Origin of the sequence: Ancylobacter sp. Lp-2, from assembly GCF_020523795.1 — a bacterium.
Lineage (GTDB): Bacteria > Pseudomonadota > Alphaproteobacteria > Rhizobiales > Xanthobacteraceae > Ancylobacter.
This window is the reverse complement of the sequence record NZ_JAJALI010000001.1, coordinates 806,509-828,306: the sequence shown is the minus strand read 5'-3', so window position 1 is coordinate 828,306 and position 21,798 is coordinate 806,509. Positions and strand designations below refer to the sequence as shown.

The window sequence follows — 21,798 nt, the reverse complement described above, 5'->3', positions numbered from 1 at the left end:
CCGCCACCCGCGAGGGCCGAACGGATCCGAGCCGATCCTGCCCGCCACCGGGAATTCGGCGGCGGGCAGGGTATTGGAGAGGATCAGGCGAGGTCGAAGCGGTCGAGGTTCGTCACCTTGGTCCAGGCCGCCACGAAGTCGCTCACGAACTTCGCCTGCGCATCCGTGCTGGCATAGACCTCGGCGAGGGCGCGCAGCACCGAGTTGGAGCCGAACACCAGATCGACGCGGCTGCCGGTCCAGGCGAGCTCGCCGCTGGCGCGGTCGTAGCCTTCATAGACGTTCTTGGTTTCGTCCGTCGCCTTCCACTGCGTGCCCATATCCAGCAGGTTGACGAAGACGTCGTTGGTCAACGCGCCCGGCCGCTTGGTGAGAACGCCGTGGTCGGTACCGCCGGTGTTGATGTTGATCGCGCGCAGGCCGCCGATCAGCACCGTCATCTCCGGCGCGGTCAGCGTCAGCAGCTGCGCCTTGTCGATCAGCGCCACCTCGGCCGGCACCTTCACCCCCGGCTTCTGGTAGTTGCGGAAGCCGTCGGCCGCCGGCTCCATCACCTCGAAGGCATGGATGTCGGTCTCGTCCTGCGCGGCATCGGTACGGCCCGGCGCGAACGGCACCGCGACGTCATGGCCACCGGCCTTCGCCGCCTGCTCGACGCCGGCATTGCCGGCCAGCACGATCAGATCGGCGAGCGACACCTTCTTGCCGCCGGTCGCCGCGAGGTTGAACTCGGACTGGATGCCCTCCAGCACCGTCAGCACCTTGGCGAGCTGCACGGGCTGGTTGACCACCCAGTCCTTCTGGGGGGCGAGGCGGATGCGCGCGCCATTGGCGCCGCCGCGCTTATCGCCGCCGCGGAAGGTGGAGGCCGAGGCCCAGGCAGTGCCGACCAGTTCGGAGACGGTGAGACCCGAGGCCAGCACCTTGGCCTTGAGCGCGGCGATGTCGGCGGCGTCGACCAGCGGATGGCTGGCCAGCGGCACCGGATCCTGCCAGATCAGCACTTCCTTCGGCACTTCCGGGCCGAGATAGCGCGAGCGCGGGCCGAGATCGCGATGGGTCAGCTTGAACCAGGCGCGGGCGAACGCCTCGGCGAAGGCCTGCGGGTTCTCCAGGAACCGGCGCGAGATCTTCTCATAGGCCGGGTCGATGCGCAGCGACAGGTCGGTCGTCAGCATGGTCGGCTTATGCTTCTTCGACGGATCATGCGCGTCGGGGATGACCGACTCCGCGTCCTTGGCTTCCCACTGGATGGCGCCGGCGGGGCTGCGCGTCTGCACCCATTCATACTTGAACAGGTTCTCGAAGAAGTGGTTGCTCCACTGCGCCGGCGTCTGGGTCCAGGTGACCTCGAGGCCGGAGCCGATGGCGTCGGCGCCGAAGCCCGAGCCGAAATTGCTGTGCCAGCCGAGGCCCTGTGCCTCCAGCCCGGCGGCTTCCGGATCCGGCCCCTTATGCGACTCGGCCGAGGCGCCATGGGTCTTGCCGAAGGTATGGCCGCCGCCGATCAGCGCGACGGTTTCCTCGTCGTTCATCGCCATGCGGGCGAAGGTCTCGCGGATGAACGCCGCCGCCGACAGCGGGTCGCCATTGGCGCCGGGGCCTTCCGGGTTGACGTAGATCAGGCCCATCTCGGTGGCGCCGAGCGGGGCGTCGAACTTGTCGAGCGGACGGTGGGTGAGCCAGCCGGTCTCGGTGCCCCAGAACACGTCCTGATCCGGCTCCCAGGTGTCGGCGCGACCGCCGGCGAAGCCGAAGGTGCGGAAGCCCATGGTCTCCAGCGCGACATTGCCGGTGAGGATGAACAGGTCGGCCCAGGAAATCTTCTGGCCGTACTTCTGCTTGATCGGCCACAGGAGGCGGCGCGACTTGTCGATGTTGACGTTGTCCGGCCAGGAGTTGAGCGGGGCGAAGCGCTGCTGGCCGCGACCGCCGCCGCCACGGCCGTCGGCGAGGCGGTAGGTGCCGGCGCTGTGCCAGGCCATGCGGATGAACTGCGGGCCATAATGGCCGAAATCGGCCGGCCACCAGGGCTGCGAATCCGTCATCAGCTTGCGGAGGTCGTTCTTCAGCGCCTCGTAATCGAGCTTCTGGAACGCCTCACGGTAGTCGAAGGCCGCGTCCAGCGGATCGGACTTGGACGAGTGCTGGTTCAACAGGTCGACGCGCAGCTGGTTCGGCCACCAGTCGCGATTCTGGGTGCCGCCGCTGCCATGAGCGACCGGGCATTTCCCCGTGCTTCCTTCAGTGGTTTCGCTCATGTTTCTCTCCGATCAAGGCTGTGTGCGTTGCGCTACTCGGTGGGCCAACCGACGCATGCACGGGAGTGGATATCCCCTGTCATGGACAGTTCTGTGAACAGGCGTGAGCCGGCCAAAACGACGCTCGCGCGACGCGGCGGTCGTGACAAGGCCGGCTCCCGATCGTCCCCATCAAGGCTCTAGCAAATCCTCTTCATTAGATTAATTCCGATTTACTGATTATTGTGATAAGATTTCCTTATGAAAAACCTCACCTTCAAGCAGCTCCGCTATTTCGAGGCCCTGGCGCGGCACGGGCACTTCCGCCGCGCGGCGGAAGCCTGCGGCATCTCGCAGCCGGCTTTGTCGATGCAGATCAAGGAATTGGAGGAGGAGGTCGGCATCGAGCTGTTCGAGCGCGGCGCCCGCCAGGTCCGCCTCACCGGCTTTGGCGAGGAGTTCGCGCCGCGCGTCCGCGACATTCTGCGCTCGGTCGACGAGCTGGGCGACCTCGCCCGCGTCTCGCGCGACCGGCTGGTGGGACGCCTGCGCATCGGCGTCATCCCCACGGTGGCGCCCTATCTTCTGCCGACGCTGCTCGGCAAACTGAGCCTTCTGCACAAGGGCCTCGACATCCACGTGCGCGAGACGCAGACGCCGAGGCTGCTGCAGGAGCTGGAAGAGGGACGGCTCGACACCGCCATCGTCGCGCTGCCGGTCTCCGAACCCGCGCTGACCGAGATCACCCTGTTCACCGAAAGCTTCGTGCTGGTGCGGCCGGGCGCGGACGAAGGCAAGCCGGTACCCGATCCCGAGGCGGTACGCGAGATGCGGCTCCTGCTGCTGGAGGAGGGGCACTGCTTCCGCGACCAGGCGCTGTCTTTCTGCAATGTGGACATGCGCGCCGCGCCGCCGCGCGACTTCCTCGATGCCAGCTCCCTGTCCACGCTGGTGCAGATGGTCGATGCCGGCATCGGCGTCACGCTGATACCGGAAATGGCCGTGCCGGTGGAGACGCGCTCGGCCGGCGTTTCCATCGCCCGCTTCCGCGAGCCCGAACCGTCGCGCACCATCGGCATGGTCTGGCGCCGGACCAGCCCGCTGGCCAAGCAGCTGTTGCAGATCTCCGAGGCGGTCCGCCACGCGACCGACGCGCTACGCCAACCGCGCCCGGTCCCGTCGGCGACGGCTCCCGCGACGACGCCCCCGACAATGCCCTCCGCCGGCTGACATCCGCCGTCGCGCGGCAGCGCCCTCGGCACCGGCAGCGGCGGAAGCGACCGCGCCGCTCCGACGCCGGGGGCGCAGTTCACGGCTTGCTATGGCCGGCAGCGCGCGCTAGCCTTTTCGCGAACAAGGGCCAGCATCAGTGCCGATGCCGGCGCCAAGGAGCGTGGAAGCTCTCGCCTGCGGGAACGCAGCGGGAGCTTTTTTGCATGGATATGTCTGCAATGTCGGATGATGATACTGGCTGGAGCGACAGCCCCCTTCCCGTCGGCCTGCTGTTTTCTCAGACCGGCATCACCGCCGCGGCCGAGCGGACCCAGCTCTTCGCGACGCGCCTCGCCATCAGCGAGATCAACGCCGCCGGCGGCATCGGTGGGCGCGAGATCGTCGCGGTCGGACAGGACTGCCAGGCCAATCCCAAGACGTTCCGACAGGAGGCTACCCGCCTGCTGGACGAAGCCGGGGTGAAGATCCTGTTCGGCTGCTACATGTCCAGCACCCGCAAGGCGGTGCTGCCGGTCGTGGAATCCCGCAACGCGCTGCTCGCCTACCCGACCTTCTACGAAGGCTTCGAATACTCGCCGAACTGCATCTATACCGGCGCCACGCCGAACCAGAACACCCAGCCGCTAGTGCGCCACATCCTTGAACATTATGGCTCGCGGATGCTGCTGGTGGGGTCCAACTACATATTCCCCTACGAATCCAACCGGATCTTCTCGGATCTGGTGACCGAATCGCGCGGCAAGATCCTCGACGAGATCTATGTGCCGCTCGACCCCAAGCCCGAAGATTTCGAGCGCACCATCCGCCAGATCCGCCGCTTCTCACCGGACGTCATCTTCTCCAACGTCGTCGGCTCCGGCACGGCCATGCTCTACGAGGCCTATCGCCAGGCCGGCTTCGATCCGGCGCGCATGCCGATCGCCAGCCTGACCACCAGCGAGGCCGAGGTGGCGGAAATGTCCGCCGCCGCCGCCGAGGGCCACTTCACCGCCGCGCCCTATTTCGCCACGCTGGACACCGAGCCCAACCGGCGCTTCCTCGCCGCCTACCGCGCCATGTTCGGGGCGGACATCCCGATCACCGCGGCGGCGGAAGCCGCCTATTTCCAGGTTCACCTGGTGGCCGCCGCCATCGACCAGGCGCGCAGCCTGGTACCGGCCGCCGTGGTGGAGGCGCTCGGACGGGTACAGTTCGAGGCTCCGCAAGGGCGCGTCGCCGTGGACCCGACCAACAACCACACCTTCCTGTGGCCACGCGTCGCCCGCGTCGATGCGCAAAAGCGCTTCGAGATCGTCTGGGATCCGCATCGGCGGATGAAGCCGGATCCCTATTTCGTGTCGTCGGCGCTCGACGACTGGTCGCTGGTGCCGCAACCGGCGAAGATCGACTGACGCCATGGCCATCCCCCCTCTCAAGTCGCTGAAGGGACTTCCGGTCTTCGTCGTGCACCCGCCCGACGCCGACGGACGCACGCTGATCGACCATCTGCGCCGCATCGGCTGCCACACGGAGGCCGCGTGGCCGATCCCGAAGGAGATCCCGGCGCGCACGGCGACGCTGTTCCTCTCCATCGACCATGAGCATCGCGCCGACATCATCCGCCTGGCGCGCGGCATGGACGGCATTCCACCGGCCATCATCGCCATCGTCGACTACGAGAATCCCAGCACGCTGGAGATCCTGTTCGAGATCGGCGTGCTGGCGGCGATGGACCGCCCGATCCGTCCCTTCGGCGTGCTGACCAACCTGCTGCTGGCGCGCGGGCTCTGGCAGGACCGGCTGGAGCAGCAGAAGCGCCTGAACAAGCTGGAGCGCCGCCTCTCCAGCATGCAGCGCATCCAGAAGGCCAAGGCGATCCTGATGTCGATCCACGGCATCGGCGAGGAAGCCGCCTATGAGACGATCCGCCAGCAGGCGATGTCGAAGCGCGCCTCGATGGACGAGATCGCCACCTCGATCATCAACGCGAACGAGCTCTTGCATTTCCCGAAGAACAGTGGTTAGTTCATTTCGTGTTCAGTTTTGAACTTGCTGATTTTTTCAGCATCGCGAGCCAGACAGTGCTGTCGGTTCGCATTGGCTAGGTAGCCCGAGCCGCTCCCCGAGGGGAGCGTCCCGGGTTTTTTGTTTTCGGGGTCTGACAGGGCCGTCATCCCCCTTCCTGAGCAGATTTCGAGGCTCCCCGAGCCGCACGCCAGACGCCGCGCCCCTACCGGGCTGCGCGAACGACGACGCGCGCCCCCACAAATCTTCCGGTCCCCGAGCCCGTCTCCCAGAGGAATCCCATGTCGATGAACCGTCGCCAGTTTCTCTCCACCTCCGCCGCCCTCGCGGCCGGAGCGGTCGCCACCCCGGCGCTGCTGACCCGCGCCGCCGCCGCCGATACCATCAAGGTCGGCGTGCTGTTCTCCCAGACCGGCGGCCTGTCGATCGTCGAGCGCTCGCTCACCGACGCCACCCGCATGGCCATCGCCGAGATCAACGCCGCCGGCGGCGTGCTCGGCAAGCAGGTCGAGGCCGTGATCGAGGACGGCGCCTCCGACCCGAAGACCTTCAACGAGAAGGCCTCCAAGCTCGTCATCCAGGACCGGCTGCCGACCGTGTTCGCCTGCTACACCTCGGCGAGCCGCAAGGCGGTGCTGCCGGTGTTCGAGAAGCGCAAGGCGGCGCTGTTCTACCCGACCTACTACGAAGGCTTCGAGTGCTCGAAGAACGTCGTCTACACCGGCGCCGTGCCGAACCAGCAGCTGTCGAACTTCATCCCGTGGATCATCAAGACGCTGGGCAAGAAGAAGTTCTTCATCGTCGGCTCGAACTACATCTACCCCCGCGAGATGGCGAAGGTCTCCAAGATCCTGATCGAGAAGAACGGCGGCGAGTGGGTAGCCGACGAATATCTCGAGCTCGGCCACTCCGAATGGGGCTCGATGGTCAACAAGATCAAGAGCTCCGGCTGCGACGTCGTGCTCTCCAACGTGGTGGGCGACTCGGTGATCGCCTTCTACCGCGAGTTCAAGAACCAGGGCCTGTCGCACGACAAGCTGCCGATCTGCGCCACCGTCACCTCGGAGATCGAGATCGCGGCGATGGGCGCGGAATATGCGGTGGGCAGCTACACCTCCTTCCCCTATTTCCAGGCGATCGACACCCCGGCCAACAAGGCCTTCGTCGAGCGCTACCGCAAATTCGTCAACGACCCCAAGGCGGTGACGCATCACGCGCTCGAATCCTCCTATTTCCAGGTCTATCTCTGGAAGAAGGCGGTGGAGCAGGCCAAGGACACCTCCGCGGCAGCGGTGCTGGCCGCGGTCGGCGGACAGAGCTTCGACGCGCCGGGCGGCAAGGTGACGGTGGAGAAGGAGAATCTCCACACCGCCCTCACCCCGCGCATCGCCCAATGGCAGGCCGACGGCCAGGGCAAGATCGTCGACGCCTATCCCGAGCCGGTCTTCCCGCTGCCCTATGTCGCCTATGGCGAGACGCAGCAGAACCTGTTCTGCACCCCCGCCGGCCTCGACACCGCGAAGCTGAAGGGCTGATCGCGCCTCTCGCCGCCCTTCCGGGCCGGCCCGCGCGGGCCGGCCTCCTCCGCACACGGAGCATCCGCTTCATGGTCGACACGATCTTCATCGGCCTCAGCCTCGCCTCGGTGCTGCTGCTCGTGGCGCTCGGCCTCGCCATCACCTATGGCGCCATGGGCGTCATCAACATGGCGCATGGCGAGATGGTGATGATCGGCGCCTACACCGCCGTCATGGCCAGCCTCTATCTCGGCCTCGGCCTCATCGCCGCAATGCCGATCGCCTTCCTGGTCACCGCGGCGATCGGGCTCGCCATCGAGCGCCTGGTGGTGCGGCGGCTGTACGGACGGCTGCTCGACACGTTGCTCGCCACCTGGGGCGTGGCAATCCTGATCCAGCAGGCGGTGCGGCTGTCCTTCGGCTTCGCCTTCCTCGGCATCACCATCGCCGGCCTCGGGCCGGGGCTGCAGAATGTGAGCCTGCCACCCTGGCTGGGCGGCGTGTTCAGCGTGGCCGGCACCGAGATCAGCGTCTACCGCTCCTTCATCATCCTGGTGTCGGTGCTGCTCGCCGCCCTCACCTGGTTCCTGATGTACCGCACCTCCATCGGCATGCAGCTGCGCGCCATCATGCGCAACCCGCAGATGGCGGCGGCCTGCGGCATCGACACCCGGCGGATCAACGCCCTCGCCTTCGCCTATGGCTCCGGCCTCGCCGGGGTGGCGGGCGTGCTGATGGCTGGCTTCAAGACGGTGTTCCCCGACATGGGCACGCCGATGGTGGTCGACGGCTTCCTCGTCGTGGTGATGGGCGGCGTCGGCAGCCTGATGGGCTCGATCCTGTCCGCCGCCATACTCGGCCAGATCAACGGCCTCGCCGCCGCGGTCAGCAACGACATCATCGCTCGCGCCGTGATCTTCGCCGTGGTGATCGCGGTGATCATCTGGAAGCCCAAGGGCCTGTTTTCCTACAGGGGACGCTGAGATGCGGCTCACCAAATCCGGGCTCAACACGGCGGCCTATGTCGTCTTCATCGCCCTCATCCTGCTCGCGCCCCTGGTGTTCGACGCCTTCTGGCTGAATCGCCTGTCGAAATATCTCGTCTTCGGCATGCTCGGCGTCGCCATCGCACTGTCCTGGGGCTATGCCGGCATCCTCAATCTCGGCCAGGGACTGTTCTTCGGCCTCGGCGCCTATGGCATCGCGATGTCGCTGAAGCTGGCCAGCACCACCAGCCTGGCGCAGGGCTCGGACACGCCGATCCCTGACTTCATGCTGTGGAATGCCCAGCCCGGGGCCGCCACCGACCTGTGCTGCATCACTCCGGGCTCGTTCCTCTGGATCCCGTTCCAGAGCGTCTGGTTCGGCATCGCCGCCGGCATCGTGCTGCCGGTGCTGGTGGCCTTCGCGCTCGGCATGATCATGTTCCGCAAGCGCATCTCCGGCGTGTTCATCTCGATCATCACCCTCTCGGTGGTGCTGCTGATGCGGCTGCTGCTGGTGCAGGCGCAGCCGCTGACCAACGGCTTCAACGGCCTGACCGACCTCGGCTATCTCACCGTTCTCGGGGTCGAGTTCGACCCCTACATGCCGCAGACCTACTACCTGATCGCCATCAGCCTCGCGCTGGTGCTCCTCGGCACGCGCCTGCTGGTCGAGACCCGCTCCGGCCTCATCCTGCAGGCCATTCGCGACGACGACCGGCGGGCGCGCTTCCTCGGCTTCGACGTGCCGCGCTACCAGGCGTTCTTCTTCTGCGTCTCCGCCGCCATCTCCGGCTATGCCGGCATCCTCTATGTGATGGCCTCGGAATTCGCCTCGCCCACCTTCATGGACCTCTCCTTCTCCATCACCATGGTGGTGTGGGCGGCGGTCGGCGGGCGCAACTCCATCCTCGGCGCCTGCATCGGCGCCATTCTCATCAACATGATCGAGGCCACGGTCTCCGAGACGCCAGCGCTGATGGAAGCCTGGCGCGTGGTCATCGGCCTCGCCTTCGTCCTCGCCGTGCTGTTCCTCCCGCGCGGTCTCGCCGGGGTCGCGACCGGCCTGCGCGACTGGATCGTCGCCCGCCGCGGCGGGGCGGCAGCCTCGCTTGCCGAACCTGCCGAGAAGAGGAGCTGAGTATGGCCCGGACCCCGATCGGCACCCCCGCCGTCAGCGCGGCGCTCACCCTTGACGGGCTCACCGTCGACTTCGCCGGCTTCCGCGCAGTGGATACCGTCTCCACCATCGTCGAGGCCGGCGAGCTACGGGTGCTGCTCGGCGCCAACGGCGCCGGAAAGACCACGCTGATGGACCTCGTCTCCGGCAAGACCCGGCCGACCGCCGGCCATGTCTATCTCGGCGACACCGAGATCACCGGGCTGGAGGAACACCGCATCGCCCAGGCCGGCCTCGGCCGCAAGTTCCAGATCCCCAGCGTGTTCCGCGACCTCGGCGTGCGTCGCAACATCGAGGTGGCGGCCTGCCGCAATCCGAGCGTCTTCGCCAATCTGCGCCTCGGCTTCTCGCCGGAGCAGACCCGGCGGGTGGAGGAGATCCTCGACCTCGTCGGCCTCAATGCCAAGCAGGAGGTCGAGGCCGGCAGCCTCAGCCACGGCGAGACCCAGTGGCTGGAGCTCGGCATGCTGATGGCGCAGGACCCGAAGCTCATCCTGCTCGACGAGCCCACCGCCGGCATGACCGAGGCGGAGACGATGAAGACCGCGGCGATCATCAAGGCCATGCGCGGGCGCCACACGCTGATCGTGGTCGAGCACGACATGGCCTTCGTCAAGGAGATCGCTACCCGCATCACGGTGATGCATCTCGGCCGCATCCTCGCCGAGGGCAGCGTCGCCGAGATCGAGGCCAATGCGGAGGTGAAGGCCGCCTATCTCGGCTCGAAGGGGATCCAGTGATGCTCAGCCTCGACCAGGTGGACAGCTTCTACGGCCGCAGCCACATCCTGCACGGACTGAACCTTCAGGTTCCCACCGGGCAGATCACCGCCATCGTCGGGCGCAACGGCACCGGCAAGACCACGCTGCTCAAGACCATCATGGGGCTGACCGACCGGATGGCCGGCCACATCCGCCTCGACGGGCACGACCTCTCGGCCGAGCCGACCTTCCGCCGGGCGCGCGCCGGCATCGCCTATGTGCCGCAGGGACGCCAGATCATCCCGGACTTCTCGATCCGCGAGAACATCCTGATGGGCGGCTTCGCGACGACCGGACGCGGCCGCGCGCGCGGCGGCATCCCGCCGCTGGTACCGAAGCTGTTTCCCTACCTCATGCAGAACCTCGACCGCCCGGGCGGGGTGCTGTCCGGCGGCCAGCAGCAGCAGCTCGCCATCGCCCGAGCGCTCTCCGCCGAACCCTCGGTGCTGCTGCTCGACGAACCCACCGAAGGCATCCAGCCCAACATCGTCGAGGAGATCCAGAACATCGTCGTCCGCCTCAATACCGAGGAGGGGCTGACCATCATCCTCGTCGAGCAGAACGTCGCCTTCGCCCGCGCCGCCGGCCACCACTTCGCCATGCTGGAGAAGGGCCGCGCCGTCGCCGCCGGGCCGATCGGCCAGCTGACCGACGACCTCATCCACCGGCACATCGCCGTCTGACCGCCACGCCACAGCGTCCCCATCGGACGATCATCCAGGGAGACTAGCCATGCACCACGGAGACATTACCTCGAGCCGGGATTCGGTCGGCGTCGCGGTGGTCAACTACAAGATGTCGCGCCTGCACACCAAGGCGGAGGTGCTGGCCAACGCCCGCAAGATCGCCGACATGCTGATCGGCATGAAGCAGGGTCTGCCCGGCATGGATCTGGTGATCTTCCCGGAGTACTCCACCCACGGCATCATGTACGACTCCAAGGAGATGTACGCGACCGCCTCGCAGATCCCCGGCGAGGAGACCGAGATCTTCGCCGAGGCCTGCCGCACCGCCGGCGTATGGGGCGTGTTCTCGCTCACCGGCGAGCAGCACGAGGAGCACCCCAACAAGGCGCCCTACAACACGCTGATCCTGATGAACGACAAGGGCGAGATCGTTCAGAAATACCGCAAGATCATGCCCTGGGTGCCGATCGAGGGCTGGTATCCCGGCGACTGCACCTATGTTTCGGAAGGCCCCAAGGGGCTGAAGATCAGCCTGATCATCTGCGACGACGGCAATTACCCGGAGATCTGGCGCGACTGCGCCATGAAGGGCGCCGAGTTGATCGTGCGCTGCCAGGGCTACATGTACCCGGCCAAGGAGCAGCAGATCGTCATGGCCAAGGCGATGGCCTGGGCCAACAACGTCTATGTCGCGGTGGCCAATGCCGCCGGCTTTGACGGCGTCTACACCTATTTCGGCCATTCGGCGATCGTCGGCTTCGACGGACGCACCCTCGGCGAATGCGGCACCGAGGAGATGGGCATCCAGTTCGCCCAGCTCTCCGTGCCGCTGATCCGCGAGGCGCGCAGCAAGGGGCAGGCGCAGAACCACCTCTACAAGCTGCTGCACCGCGGCTATACCGGCATGATCAATTCCGGCGACGACCCGCGCGGCACCTGCGCCCTGCCCTTCCAGTTCTACAAGCAGTGGGCCGACGACCCGGAGGCGACGCGCGACATGGTGGAGGCGATCACCCGCTCCGCTCCCGGCGTCGAGGACTGCCCGATCGAGGGCATCCCCACCAAGATCGCCACCGGCCACCGCTGAGCGACCGGCCCGACGGCCGCCCTTCCCCGCTCCGGCGCGCCCGCAGGCGCGCCGGCTCCCTCCCGACAGCCGGCCCCATCCCGCCGGCCCGATCCGAGGTTCCCCGATGAGCGCTCCCGCCCCCGTTCCCACCGAAGACGCGGTTCTCGTCGCCGCCATCGTCGGATCGCGGCTCGACCACGATCTCGGCCACCGGCTGCACCATATGGAGGAGGACGGCGAGGTCGAAACCGTGCGGCTCGAAACCCGCGACATGACCCGCCGCCGCCTGCGCGTCACCACCGACCGAGGCACCACCTGCCTGATCGCCCTGCCGCGCAGCGAGCAATTGTTCGACGGCGCGATCCTGCTGCTGGAGCCGCACCGCGCCATCGTGCTGCGCGCCCAGGAACAGGCCTGGCTGCGCCTGCGCCCGGCCTCGCTGCCCGACGCGCTGCAGCTCGGCTATGCCGCCGGCAACCTGCACTGGAAGGTGCGCTTCGCCGGCGAGGAGGTCGAGATCGCGCTGGAGGGACCGCGCCAGGCCTATCTCGACCGCATCCGCGACCTGATCGCCGAAGGTCGCGTCATGGTGCCGGCTGCGGAAGCGGGGCACTGAGCCGTGGAATTCGGCACGCTGCTCGCGGCGCTGCGCTTCGGCGACACCACCTTTCCCGGCGGCGGCTTCGCCTTCTCGCAGGGGCTGGAAGGTCTTGCGGCCGTGCGGGATGCCCGGCCAGACGCGCAGGCCGTCGCGGATTTCCTCGACGAACAGATCCGCCATCGCTGGGCCCCTGCCGAGCGGGTGACGCTGGCGCGCTGCCATCGGGCCGGCGACGATCTCGACGCCGTCGCCGCGCTCGACCGCGACCTCGACCTTTCCACCTTCAGCGAATCGCTGCGGGCCGGAACCCGCCGCAACGGCGCGGCGCTGCTCGCCACCCATGCCCGGCTCGGCACCCCCGGCGCCGGCGCCTATCGCGGGCGCATCCTGTCCGGCGAGGCACCGGGCACGCTGGCCGCCGTGCAGGGGCTGCTCTGGCGCGCCTCGGGACTGGACGAGGCGGCGGCCACCGCGCTCGCCGGCTACCAGTTGGTCGCCGGCGGGCTCGCCGCTGCGACGCGGCTGGGGCTCGTCGGCGCGCTCGGCGCCCAGGCGCTGATGCCGCGGCTGCTCGACACGGTCGCCCGCTGCGCCGCCGAGCCGGTCGCCGACGATCAGGACCCCACCGGCTTCTCCCCCTTCGCCGAGATCGCCGCCGCGCGCCAGGTCCGCCTGCCGCTGCGCCTGTTCTCCAATTGAGGCTGCGCCATGCTGCTGACCCCCACCGAATATGAACGCCTCACCATCTTCTCCGCCGCCGAGCTGGCGCGGAAGCGCCGCGCCCGCGGCTGCAAGCTCAACGCCCCCGAGGCGACGGCGCTGATCGCCGACGAGATCCTCGAAGGCGCCCGCGACGGGCGCAGCGTCGCCGAGATGATGGAGCTCGGCGCCAGCCTGCTCACCACCGACGACGTGATGGAGGGCGTCGCCGCCCTGCTGCCGATGCTGCAGGTCGAGGCGACCTTTCCCGACGGCACCAAGCTCGTCACCGTGCACGAGCCGATCCGCACCGGCCACATCCTCCCCGAGGAGGCACGAGTACCGGGCGAGATCATCGCCGCGCCTGGCGAGATCGAGCTGAACGCCGGGCGCCGCACCGGCCGCCTCGCCGTCGTCAACACCGGCGACCGGCCGGTGCAGATCGGCAGCCATTTCCATTTCTTCGAGGCCAACAAGGCGCTCGACTTCGATCGCGCCGGCGCCTTCGGCATGCGGCTCGACATCCCCGCCGGCACGGCGGTGCGCTTCGAGCCCGGCCAATCGAAGGAAGTGGCGCTGGTGGCCTTTGGCGGCCGCGGCGAAGTGAGCGGCCTCAACCGCCTCGCCGAGGGCCCGACCGGAGCGGATGCCGCGCCGGCGGCGCTCGCCCGCGCCCGCGCCGCTGGCTTCCGCGGCGCCTGAACACAAGAAGGACGACATCATGGCCCGAATGAGCCGCGCCGACTACGCCGCCATGTATGGCCCCACCACCGGTGACGGGGTGCGCCTCGGCGACACCTCGCTGATCGCCGTGGTCGAGAAGGACCACGCCGTCTATGGCGAGGAGTGCCTGCATGGCGGCGGCAAAACACTCCGAGACGGCATGGGCACCGTCGCCGGCCTGACCAGCGCCGAGGGCGCGCTCGACATGCTCCTGTGCAACGTCGTGGTGATCGACGCGGTGCTCGGCATCGTCAAGGGCGACCTCGGCATCAAGGACGGCCGGATCGTCGGCCTCGGCAAGGCCGGCAACCCGGCGATCATGGACGGCGTCGACCCGCGCCTGCTGGTCTCCGCCGCCACCACGGTGCGCGACTGCGAAGGGATGATCGCCACCGCCGGCGCCATCGACGTCCACGTGCATTTCGACAGCGCGCAACTCTGCGAGCACGCCATCTCCTCGGGCATCACCACCATGATCGGCGGCTCGCTCGGCCCGATCACCGTCGGCATCGACTGCGGCGGACCGTTCAATGTCGGCAAGATGCTGCAGGCCTCCGAAGCCTGGCCGATCAATTTCGGCTTCCTCGGCCGCGGCAACTCGCATCGCCCGGCGTCCCTCGTCGAGCAAATGCGCACGGGAGCCCTCGGCCTGAAGCTGCACGAGGACTGGGGCTCGATGCCGGCGGCGATCGACACCTGCCTGAAGGTGGCTGACGATCTCGACTTCCAGGTGCAGATCCACACCGACACGCTGAACGAAAGCGGCTTCCTGGAAGACACCATGGCCGCCATCGCCGGCCGCACCATCCACATGTACCACACGGAAGGCGCCGGCGGCGGCCATGCGCCGGACATCATCCGTGTCGCCGGCTACTCCCACTGCCTGCCGTCGTCGACCAACCCGACCAATCCCTACACGGTCAACACCTTCGACGAACATCTCGACATGACGATGGTGTGCCACCACCTCAACCCGGCGATCCCGGAGGACGTGGCCTTCGCCGAGAGCCGCATCCGCCCGCAGACCATCGCCGCCGAGGACATCCTGCACGACATCGGCGCCATCTCCATGCTGGGCTCGGACAGCCAGGGCATGGGGCGCATCCACGAGGTGATCTGCAGGACCTGGCAGTTGGCCTCCAAGATGAAGGACCAGCGCGGCCGCCTGCCGGAGGAGGCGACGTTCGGCGACAATGAGCGCATCCGCCGCTACATCGCCAAATACACCATCAATGCCGCCCGCACCTTCGGCATCGACGCCCATGTCGGCTCGCTGGAGGACGGCAAGATGGCCGACATCGTGGTGTGGCGGCCGGCCTATTTCGGCATCAAGCCGGAGCTGGTGATCAAGGGCGGCTTCATCGCCTGGGGGGTGATGGGCGACAGCGCGGCGTCGCTGATGACCTGCGAGCCGCTGGCGCTGCGCCCGCAATGGGGCGCCTTCGCCGGCGCGGCTAAGGCGCTGTCGGCCTGTTTCGTCCATCCCTTCGCCATCGAGGACAACCTCGCCGGCACGCTCGGCCTCACCAAGCGGCTGCTGCCCGCGCGCGGCACCCGCTCGCTCGCCAAGGCCGACATGCTGCGCAACGACGCCCTGCCGGCCATCGAGGTGAACCCCGCGACCTTCGACGTCTATGTCGATGGCGTGCTGGCCACCTGCGAACCCGCGACGAAGCTGCCGCTGACGCAGCGCTACATGCTGAGGTGACGAAATGGGCCTGATGTCTCCCATCCTCAACGCCGTGCCGGCCAATGCCGCCCGCATCGGCATCGGCGGCCCGGTCGGCTCCGGCAAGACCGCGCTCATCGAGGCGCTGCTGCCGGTGCTGGAGCGCCGCGGCATCTCGATCGCCGTCGTCACCAACGACCTCGTCACCGCCGAGGACGCGGAGCGGCTGCGTCGCTCCGGCGTCATCGACCCGGCGCGGGTGCTGGCGGTGGAGGCGGGCGCCTGCCCGCACACGGTGATCCGCGAGGACCCGACCCTCAACATGCTGGCCGCCGACGAACTCGACGCCCGCTTTCCCGGGCTCGAACTCGTCATCATCGAATCCGGCGGCGACAACCTCGCCTCGACCTTCTCGCTCGACCTCGTCGACTGGTGGATCTTCGTCATCGACGTCGCCGGCGGCGGGGACATTCCGCGCAAGCGCGGGCCGGGCGTGCTGCAATGCGACCTGCTGGTGATCAACAAGGTGGACCTCGCGCCGCATGTCGGGGTCGATCTCGACCTCATGCTGGAGGAAGCGCGCGCAGTGCGTGGCGGCCGGCCGCTCATCGCCACCGCCTGCCGGTCGGGTCTCCAAGTCGAGGCGGTCGCCGACGCTATCGTCGAGGCGGTGTTGATCCGGCGATGAACGCTCCCTTTGCCCCTCCGGCGACCACCCGCCGCAAGCGGCCCGAACTCGACATCGCCGTCGAGCGGCGCGGGCCGGCCAGCCGCCTCGTCGGGCGCTTCGTCACCTATCCCTTCCACCTGACGCGGCTGTTCGCGCTCGACGCCGAGCGGCCGGAGGTGGCCACGCTCTATGTGCAGTCCTCCTCCGGCGGCCTCTATGCCGGCGAGGATCTCACCATGCGGGTGCGGGTCGGCGCCGGCGCGGCGCTGCATCTCACGACGCAGGCCTCGACCATCGTGCAGGGCGATCGCGGTCGGCCGGCACGCATACGCCTGGAAATCGAGGTCGAGAACGGCGGCTTTCTCGCCTATACGCCGGATCCGCAGATCCTGTTCCCCGGCGCCGCCGTCGATAGCCGCGTCGCGGTCAATCTTATCGACGATGCCGAAGCACTCATCGCCGACGCCCTGCTGCTGCATGACCCAAAAGGCGCCGGTGGGGCGCCGCTCTTCTACCGCAACCGGGTCGACATGCGGCGCGACGGCCTTCTGGTGGCCAGCGACCGGCAAAGCGTCGACGGCACCGATCTCGCCCGGTCCGACGGACCGCTGCACGGCCGGCGCGTGGCGGGCAGCGCGCTGTGGCTGCGGCGGTCCGGAACAGCGGACGCCGCGGCGTGGGAGGATGCCAGCGGTGCCCCCGGCTGCCTTGCCGGCGCCAGCCTACTACCGGAAGGCTGCGGGGCGGGACTGCGGCTGCTGGCAACCGACGGCGCCGCTTATCAGCGGGCAATGGAGAGCGCCTTCACCCATGTCTTCGCGACCCGCTTCGGTATCGCCCCCGCACCGCGGCGGAAATAGCGGCCCAGCCCCCCGTGCACGTCACGTCTTTCCGGATCGATGCTGGAGCCAGAGCAGACCGAGACCGACGAGCGGGATAACGATGTCCATGTAGAAGAAGACCCCGGTATTGCCCGGTGCGAAGTTCCGGGTTGTCACCATGTCGGAGAGATGGACGACCGCCGCTCCCAACATGAAGAAACTGGGCCCGACGATCGCGGCCAGGCGCAGATCGAAACTGCGGAACGCCGCGATGAAGCCGACGACGGAGAACCCCAGGCTTGCCGTGGCCACCTCGAACTGGAAAGGGCTGTCCGCCCAGCCGATATTGGCGGCGGCCATCTCGCCCAGCAGGCCGTGCATCACGAAGTTGACGAAGTAGAAGACGCCGATCGCCCAGAACACATGCCAGGCGATGAGCCGATCCACGATCAAAGACGCATCGACGGGCCCGGCATGACGAAAAATCGCGACAATAGAAAACATCATCCCGACAACCAGGCACGTAAGCGGGTAATTTGCAAGCAATACGTGAACTATATTTGACACACTAAATTCACCGTATCAAACTAGACGACAAATTCCGTAGAAATAATCGATCTATATTTTAGATATTTGCTCAATATCCAAACATCAACTGTAAAATCTGCCTCAACACACGCGTCTGCAACCTCGCCGCTGGCCACGCGCCCAATGAGGCGCGGCTTCCCAAGGTGCCAAACCGCCGCTCCCACCCCGGCCAGAGATGATAAGCACCCCATACCGGAGTGCCATCCTCTATTTAGGGGGAGTGACAGGGAGCAGGGGAAAATGATGGCATGAATCGTCCAAGCTACATGTGATGGCGGACGGTTTTTGCGGATCCTCAACGTTGTGCTTTCTATCCAGCAACCTGCCGCTTTGGCGGAACAGGCGCCTCCTCATCTTCATTTTGTCGCGTGGCTACCATCATTTCCTGCGGCGCCGATCGTGGCGGCGGCGTAAGCCGGCATTCTATTTCAGCACGGGGAGCCAGCGCAGTGGCGGCTGGAACAGGGCGATCCGGGATGCCAGCTCCCGTCAACCGCCATGGCAAGCCCGTCGTCAGCCTCGGAGAGGTACCGACATATGGCTTTTGGAACGCCGATCCGGTAATATCCAAGGCGCAATCCGGAGCAGGCCGACCCTTACCTTGTTCCGGTGCGAGGATGTCGGCGCCCAGAGCGACAGACACTGCCGAGCGGCTCATGGAAGCCGACGCTCCGCCCGCCGAACCGCTTTCGCTTGATCCCGAGCCGTTCCGCCGCCGACGCCCGCACTCTCGACGCGCAGTACGGCCCGCCGGATCTCGCATCCGACAGTCATAAAACAATACATCGAACAAGGGAGGCAGGCGTGACAACAAGAAGAGAGTTCCTGAGCTATACCGCGCTGGGTATTGGAGCGTTCACCGTTTCACGCGCCTTGCCGGCATTCGCCCATGAGGTCCCATCGCTGATCGCTGCCGTCGAAGCGACCGTCGAAAGGCTCGACGAGCTCGGATGGCGCGACCTCCTCCTGGAGGCGACGGGTGGCGAGCTGGACATCCGGGCGAAGGACCTCGCGGCAGAACTCGCCAAGCCGCTGACGCACATCAATCGCGACTATCCGGGTTTCGGCGACTTTTCACTGGCGGGCGGACGGGCGATCGAGCCCGGCAGCCCGGATAGAAGCCTGCTGTATCACGCGCTGGCTTCACCGACGGTGGTGGCCAACCGCGCCGGACGGGAACTTGCCGGCTTCCCGACCCTGACGGAGATCGAAGCCGTCGAGAACTACATCTACGGCGTGCGGCCCCCGACGCTGCGGGAATTGCGCGACCGCGCCGGCGGGCGCCCTCTCGGCATCGTCGTGTTCACGCCGCAGTACCAGAATGCGCCCATGTCCGTGCATGGTCGCCATGCCGAGCTCTGCTTTTCGCGCTCCGGCATTGCCCGCCTCGGCACGCTCGCGCCTTCCTACGATGCCAAGGCGCGTGGCTTCGTCCCGCTCGACGAGGCCCGGCCATTCGATTTTCGCGTCACGCCACGACGCTTCGCGCCCTATATTGCCGTCGAAATGGAGGGGGCGACGCCGGAGTTCGGCCCGCAGGATCCCCAGCCGGGCGACGAGAAGCTTGCCTTCTGGGTACCCGTCCACAAGCTTTTCAGCGGCAGCGAATGCATTTCCGGGCTCGATCTCGACGTCGAGCTGCACCGCAACTTGCGCAATGACGGTCTCGCCCAGTTTCATCGCTTCCTCGACCTTGAGGGACTCAAGAACAACTGGCGCGGCGAGCACCTTGAGAACTTCCCGTTCGTGATCAAGGACGAGATGATTGGCTCGCTGTCGACGCGGGCCGGCTTCGGCAGCGGGCTGCTGGAGCCGCGCGCGAATCCGCTGGTCACGCAGGCGCAATATGAGGGCCGGGTGCTGACGTTTCCCGTCGACGGGAAATACACGTCCGACCCGCTGAATCTCCAGCTCTCGGCGATGCAGATCCTACCGCTGGGCGAAAACCCGCCCGAGCCGCGCTACATGGCCGACGCGGCGCGCGACACCCAGCGCCCGGCGCCGGAATACATCAACATCCGCCATCGCGTGCTGCCGAACGGGCAGATCGACAATCTCAATCTGCGCCCGGACATGGACGACATCATCGCCGCCGGCGGCTACGAGGCCCTGCACTATTATGACGGGGTAGGCGACGGCTGGATCGAGGCTAGCTGCCCGCAGCTCGCCGAGAGCATCGATGCGGTGAAGCCGGCCTACGCGATGGTGGCGCTCCCCGATTTCTTTCCCAATGTCACCCAGCGCGATCTGATGGTCTGGTGGCGTACCGAGGTTCCGGCGCCGATCCGCGAGGCGCTCTGGGCCCTGCATCCGCTCGCGCTTTCGCAGACGCGCATCGCCGCGAACGTCACCTTGCCGGCCGGCTTCAGCCTGGACGACACGACGATCACCGCGATCGTCACCCAGCCGCGCGAGGGACAGGGTTCGGCGCAGAGGCCCAACGGTCCGTGGGAGATTCGCAAGACCGGCCTGCCGGATGGCTCGCCGGGACTGTTCGACCCCGGCTGGGACACCAGCCAGAACATTTTCTATTCCGACCCGAACCGGCCGCTGCAGAAGTTCATGGCCGGCTATGGTCTGGGCTCGCCGTTCATCGAGGACGCCAAGCTGTGCGCCGCGCTCGGCTCATACTGGCCGGGAGTGGCGCCGGACTCGACCCGGACCTTCGCGCCGGACAAGCTGATCGGCGGCGAGACCTATCCCTATCCCACCATCGTGCCGCTCACCGACGAGGAAATCGGAAGCGCGCCGCTTGCCGATGGCCGGTACCTGCCGTGGGACGGCGTACGCGGCCCGCGCCTGATCTCCATCGACGGCAAGCCCGTTGTCGCCTACCCCAACTCCTTCCGCGTCGACTACATCGATCTGGTCGGCACCATGACCGCCGCACTGACCGCCCGCGTCGACGCTGTGGAGTACAAGGCGCGCGTCCTCGCCATGGCGGCCATGTACTGGGCCCTCGGCATTCACGATCCAGAATATGTCGAGCGCTTCGGCGCCGAGGAGGCGGTGAACCACGTGCTGCGGGACAAGGCGAAGTGGGCAGTCATTTCCTTCCGCGCGACCGCCGCGGACGATGCCGGCCTGAAGGACGCCGTGCAGGCCACCGGAGCGACGCTGGACGGCCAGCGCCGCTACCGGTTCCACGTCTATCGCTGGGGCAAGCAGGCGGTCGATCCGAATGACCAGCACACCGTCCACGTGGAGGTCATCGAGCAGGCGACGGCCTATGTTTCCGGCAATACGGCCCTCATCCAGCGCGAGGGAGCCTCATGGGTGGCCGACCAGTCGATGCCGACGTAATCGTCGTCGGAGGCGGGCCGGCAGGCAGCGCGGCGGCGATCTCCTGCGCGGCGCGCGGCCTTCGGGTCCGGCTGTACGAGCGCGAACCGCAGGAGCGGCATCGGCCGGGTGAAACGCTTCATCCGGGCGTCGAGCCCCTGTTGGGCCAGCTCGGCGTGGCCGATCGGCTCGCGCAGGTCACCGGCGCCCGGCACTGCGGCACCTGGATCGAAACCGACGGCGTCCGGCGCTTCGAGGCCTTCGGCGGCGACGCGGCGGCCCCCTGGAGGGGTTTCCAGGTCTGGCGGGCCGATTTCGATGCCCTGCTGCTTGAACGCGCCAGGGCCCTGGGTGTCGATGTCCGCCTGGGCTGCGCGCCAACGGGGCTACTGGCCAACGGGAACGATGTCGGCGGCGTACGGACGAAAGACGGCGACGTCGCCTCCCATGTCGTCGTAGACGCGACCGGCGCGGCACGGTGGCTGGCCCGCGCTCTCGACATCGACAGCACGCCCCGCTCGCCGCAGCTGATCGCGCGCTATGGCTATGTCGAAGGTTCCTGTCCTGCGCGGGATGACGCACCGCTGCTGGTCAGCAACGCCCTGGGCTGGACGTGGACGGCTCGCGTACGGCCGGGGGTGTATCAATGGACCCGCGTTCGCCTCGGCTCCGCCGCGACGGCCGGCGATGGGCCACCGGAGGAGCTGCGCAATCTCGCCGCTCTCGGCCCTGTGAGGGGAGCGGATGTGACGTGGCGGATAGCCAGCCGGACCGCAGGCCCCGGCTGGTTCATGGTCGGCGATGCCGCTGCCACGCTCGACCCGACCTCGTCCCACGGCGTGCTGAAGGGCCTGATGTCCGGCATGATGGCCGGCCACCTGACCGCCGCCGGCCTGACCGGGAAGGCGCCCCGCGCCGCGCTCCCCCAAGCCTATCACCAATGGCTTGCCGACTGGTTCGAAACGGACGCGATCCAGTTGCGGACGTTCTATCGCGAAGCCGGCGCGCCGGGTTTCTAGGGGGATCCCACCGCCTTGCGGGCAGCGGTCGGCGAACGACGTTCGCGCGCCGC

Annotated in this window: 19 protein-coding genes; 17 read left to right on the top strand and 2 right to left on the bottom strand. The window is 67.5% G+C overall.

Annotation, left to right across the window (positions count from 1 at the left end; translation table 11 throughout):
- Nucleotides 1-83 precede the first annotated feature (83 nt).
- Nucleotides 84-2,261 (bottom strand): catalase/peroxidase HPI, encoded by a 2,178-nt coding sequence (katG, locus tag LGR54_RS03930; RefSeq protein WP_230360628.1) that lies wholly within the window; start codon nt 2,259-2,261, stop codon nt 84-86.
- Nucleotides 2,262-2,501: 240 nt separating this feature from the next.
- Between katG and LGR54_RS03925 the strand changes: the two genes are divergently transcribed.
- From LGR54_RS03925 to LGR54_RS03855, 15 genes are all read left to right on the top strand, one after another.
- Nucleotides 2,502-3,470, top strand: coding sequence for a hydrogen peroxide-inducible genes activator (locus LGR54_RS03925; protein ID WP_230360627.1), 969 nt, complete (start codon nt 2,502-2,504; stop codon nt 3,468-3,470).
- Between the two features lie 221 nt (nt 3,471-3,691).
- Nucleotides 3,692-4,864, top strand: a complete 1,173-nt coding sequence (locus LGR54_RS03920) for a transporter substrate-binding domain-containing protein (RefSeq protein ID WP_230360626.1) — start codon at nt 3,692-3,694, stop codon at nt 4,862-4,864.
- Between the two features lie 4 nt (nt 4,865-4,868).
- Nucleotides 4,869-5,477 (top strand): ANTAR domain-containing response regulator, encoded by a 609-nt coding sequence (locus LGR54_RS03915; protein ID WP_230360625.1) that lies wholly within the window; start codon nt 4,869-4,871, stop codon nt 5,475-5,477.
- Between the two features lie 281 nt (nt 5,478-5,758).
- Nucleotides 5,759-7,012 (top strand): transporter substrate-binding domain-containing protein, encoded by a 1,254-nt coding sequence (locus tag LGR54_RS03910; protein ID WP_230360624.1) that lies wholly within the window; start codon nt 5,759-5,761, stop codon nt 7,010-7,012.
- Between the two features lie 71 nt (nt 7,013-7,083).
- On the top strand, nt 7,084-7,977 hold the full coding sequence (urtB, locus tag LGR54_RS03905) for an urea ABC transporter permease subunit UrtB (RefSeq protein WP_230360623.1): 894 nt from the start codon (nt 7,084-7,086) through the stop codon (nt 7,975-7,977).
- 1 nt (nt 7,978) lies between these two features.
- Entirely contained in the window at nt 7,979-9,118 is a 1,140-nt protein-coding gene (gene urtC, locus LGR54_RS03900; RefSeq protein WP_230360622.1) for an urea ABC transporter permease subunit UrtC, read from the top strand.
- A 2-nt stretch (nt 9,119-9,120) separates the two neighbouring features.
- Nucleotides 9,121-9,897, top strand: a complete 777-nt coding sequence (gene urtD / locus LGR54_RS03895; RefSeq protein WP_230360621.1) for an urea ABC transporter ATP-binding protein UrtD — start codon at nt 9,121-9,123, stop codon at nt 9,895-9,897.
- Nucleotides 9,897-10,601: an urea ABC transporter ATP-binding subunit UrtE gene (gene urtE, locus LGR54_RS03890; RefSeq protein WP_230360620.1), complete on the top strand. Its 705-nt coding sequence runs from the start codon at nt 9,897-9,899 to the stop codon at nt 10,599-10,601. Before urtD ends, urtE begins: the two co-directional genes overlap by 1 nt.
- Nucleotides 10,602-10,650: 49 nt before the next feature.
- On the top strand, nt 10,651-11,691 hold the full coding sequence (locus LGR54_RS03885; RefSeq protein WP_230360619.1) for an aliphatic amidase: 1,041 nt from the start codon (nt 10,651-10,653) through the stop codon (nt 11,689-11,691).
- Nucleotides 11,692-11,797: 106 nt separating this feature from the next.
- Entirely contained in the window at nt 11,798-12,289 is a 492-nt protein-coding gene (gene ureE / locus LGR54_RS03880) for an urease accessory protein UreE (protein ID WP_230360618.1), read from the top strand.
- A 3-nt stretch (nt 12,290-12,292) separates the two neighbouring features.
- Complete coding sequence (locus LGR54_RS03875; RefSeq protein ID WP_230360617.1) at nt 12,293-12,973, top strand: urease accessory UreF family protein; 681 nt, start codon at nt 12,293-12,295, stop codon at nt 12,971-12,973.
- Nucleotides 12,974-12,982: 9 nt separating this feature from the next.
- Nucleotides 12,983-13,675, top strand: coding sequence for an urease subunit beta (locus LGR54_RS03870; RefSeq protein ID WP_230360616.1), 693 nt, complete (start codon nt 12,983-12,985; stop codon nt 13,673-13,675).
- A 19-nt stretch (nt 13,676-13,694) separates the two neighbouring features.
- Nucleotides 13,695-15,404 carry an urease subunit alpha gene (gene ureC, locus LGR54_RS03865; protein WP_230360615.1) on the top strand — a complete coding sequence of 570 codons (1,710 nt, stop codon included), beginning with the start codon at nt 13,695-13,697 and terminating at the stop codon, nt 15,402-15,404.
- 13 nt (nt 15,405-15,417) lie between these two features.
- Nucleotides 15,418-16,053 (top strand): urease accessory protein UreG, encoded by a 636-nt coding sequence (gene ureG / locus LGR54_RS03860; RefSeq protein ID WP_230360614.1) that lies wholly within the window; start codon nt 15,418-15,420, stop codon nt 16,051-16,053.
- Nucleotides 16,050-16,895 (top strand): urease accessory protein UreD, encoded by an 846-nt coding sequence (locus LGR54_RS03855; protein ID WP_230360613.1) that lies wholly within the window; start codon nt 16,050-16,052, stop codon nt 16,893-16,895. Before ureG ends, LGR54_RS03855 begins: the two co-directional genes overlap by 4 nt.
- Before the next feature lie 21 nt (nt 16,896-16,916).
- Here the strand turns inward: LGR54_RS03855 and LGR54_RS03850 are convergent, their stop codons facing one another.
- Nucleotides 16,917-17,423, bottom strand: a complete 507-nt coding sequence (locus LGR54_RS03850) for a DUF6790 family protein (RefSeq protein WP_370638119.1) — start codon at nt 17,421-17,423, stop codon at nt 16,917-16,919.
- Nucleotides 17,424-18,248: 825 nt separating this feature from the next.
- Between LGR54_RS03850 and LGR54_RS03845 the strand changes: the two genes are divergently transcribed.
- Together LGR54_RS03845 and LGR54_RS03840 are read left to right on the top strand one after the other, a co-directional pair.
- Complete coding sequence (locus LGR54_RS03845; RefSeq protein ID WP_230360611.1) at nt 18,249-20,747, top strand: hypothetical protein; 2,499 nt, start codon at nt 18,249-18,251, stop codon at nt 20,745-20,747.
- Nucleotides 20,717-21,745: an NAD(P)/FAD-dependent oxidoreductase gene (locus LGR54_RS03840; RefSeq protein ID WP_230360610.1), complete on the top strand. Its 1,029-nt coding sequence runs from the start codon at nt 20,717-20,719 to the stop codon at nt 21,743-21,745. Before LGR54_RS03845 ends, LGR54_RS03840 begins: the two co-directional genes overlap by 31 nt.
- Nucleotides 21,746-21,798 lie beyond the last annotated feature (53 nt).

What these genes read in the sequence shown, in the direction of transcription:
- LGR54_RS03910 (WP_230360624.1), top strand. Translation starts at nt 5,759, where the DNA reads ATGTCGATGAACCGTCGCCAGTTTCTCTCCACCTCCGCCGCCCTCGCG.
- ureG (WP_230360614.1), top strand. Translation starts at nt 15,418, where the DNA reads ATGTCTCCCATCCTCAACGCCGTGCCGGCCAATGCCGCCCGCATCGGC.
- urtB (WP_230360623.1), top strand. Translation starts at nt 7,084, where the DNA reads ATGGTCGACACGATCTTCATCGGCCTCAGCCTCGCCTCGGTGCTGCTG.
- LGR54_RS03855 (WP_230360613.1), top strand. Translation starts at nt 16,050, where the DNA reads ATGAACGCTCCCTTTGCCCCTCCGGCGACCACCCGCCGCAAGCGGCCC.
- LGR54_RS03870 (WP_230360616.1), top strand. Translation starts at nt 12,983, where the DNA reads ATGCTGCTGACCCCCACCGAATATGAACGCCTCACCATCTTCTCCGCC.
- urtE (WP_230360620.1), top strand. Translation starts at nt 9,897, where the DNA reads ATGCTCAGCCTCGACCAGGTGGACAGCTTCTACGGCCGCAGCCACATC.
- ureE (WP_230360618.1), top strand. Translation starts at nt 11,798, where the DNA reads ATGAGCGCTCCCGCCCCCGTTCCCACCGAAGACGCGGTTCTCGTCGCC.
- LGR54_RS03915 (WP_230360625.1), top strand. Translation starts at nt 4,869, where the DNA reads ATGGCCATCCCCCCTCTCAAGTCGCTGAAGGGACTTCCGGTCTTCGTC.
- katG (WP_230360628.1), bottom strand. Translation starts at nt 2,261, where the DNA reads ATGAGCGAAACCACTGAAGGAAGCACGGGGAAATGCCCGGTCGCTCAT.
- ureC (WP_230360615.1), top strand. Translation starts at nt 13,695, where the DNA reads ATGGCCCGAATGAGCCGCGCCGACTACGCCGCCATGTATGGCCCCACC.
- urtC (WP_230360622.1), top strand. Translation starts at nt 7,979, where the DNA reads ATGCGGCTCACCAAATCCGGGCTCAACACGGCGGCCTATGTCGTCTTC.
- urtD (WP_230360621.1), top strand. Translation starts at nt 9,121, where the DNA reads ATGGCCCGGACCCCGATCGGCACCCCCGCCGTCAGCGCGGCGCTCACC.
- LGR54_RS03925 (WP_230360627.1), top strand. Translation starts at nt 2,502, where the DNA reads ATGAAAAACCTCACCTTCAAGCAGCTCCGCTATTTCGAGGCCCTGGCG.
- LGR54_RS03920 (WP_230360626.1), top strand. Translation starts at nt 3,692, where the DNA reads ATGTCGGATGATGATACTGGCTGGAGCGACAGCCCCCTTCCCGTCGGC.
- LGR54_RS03885 (WP_230360619.1), top strand. Translation starts at nt 10,651, where the DNA reads ATGCACCACGGAGACATTACCTCGAGCCGGGATTCGGTCGGCGTCGCG.
- LGR54_RS03840 (WP_230360610.1), top strand. Translation starts at nt 20,717, where the DNA reads ATGGGTGGCCGACCAGTCGATGCCGACGTAATCGTCGTCGGAGGCGGG.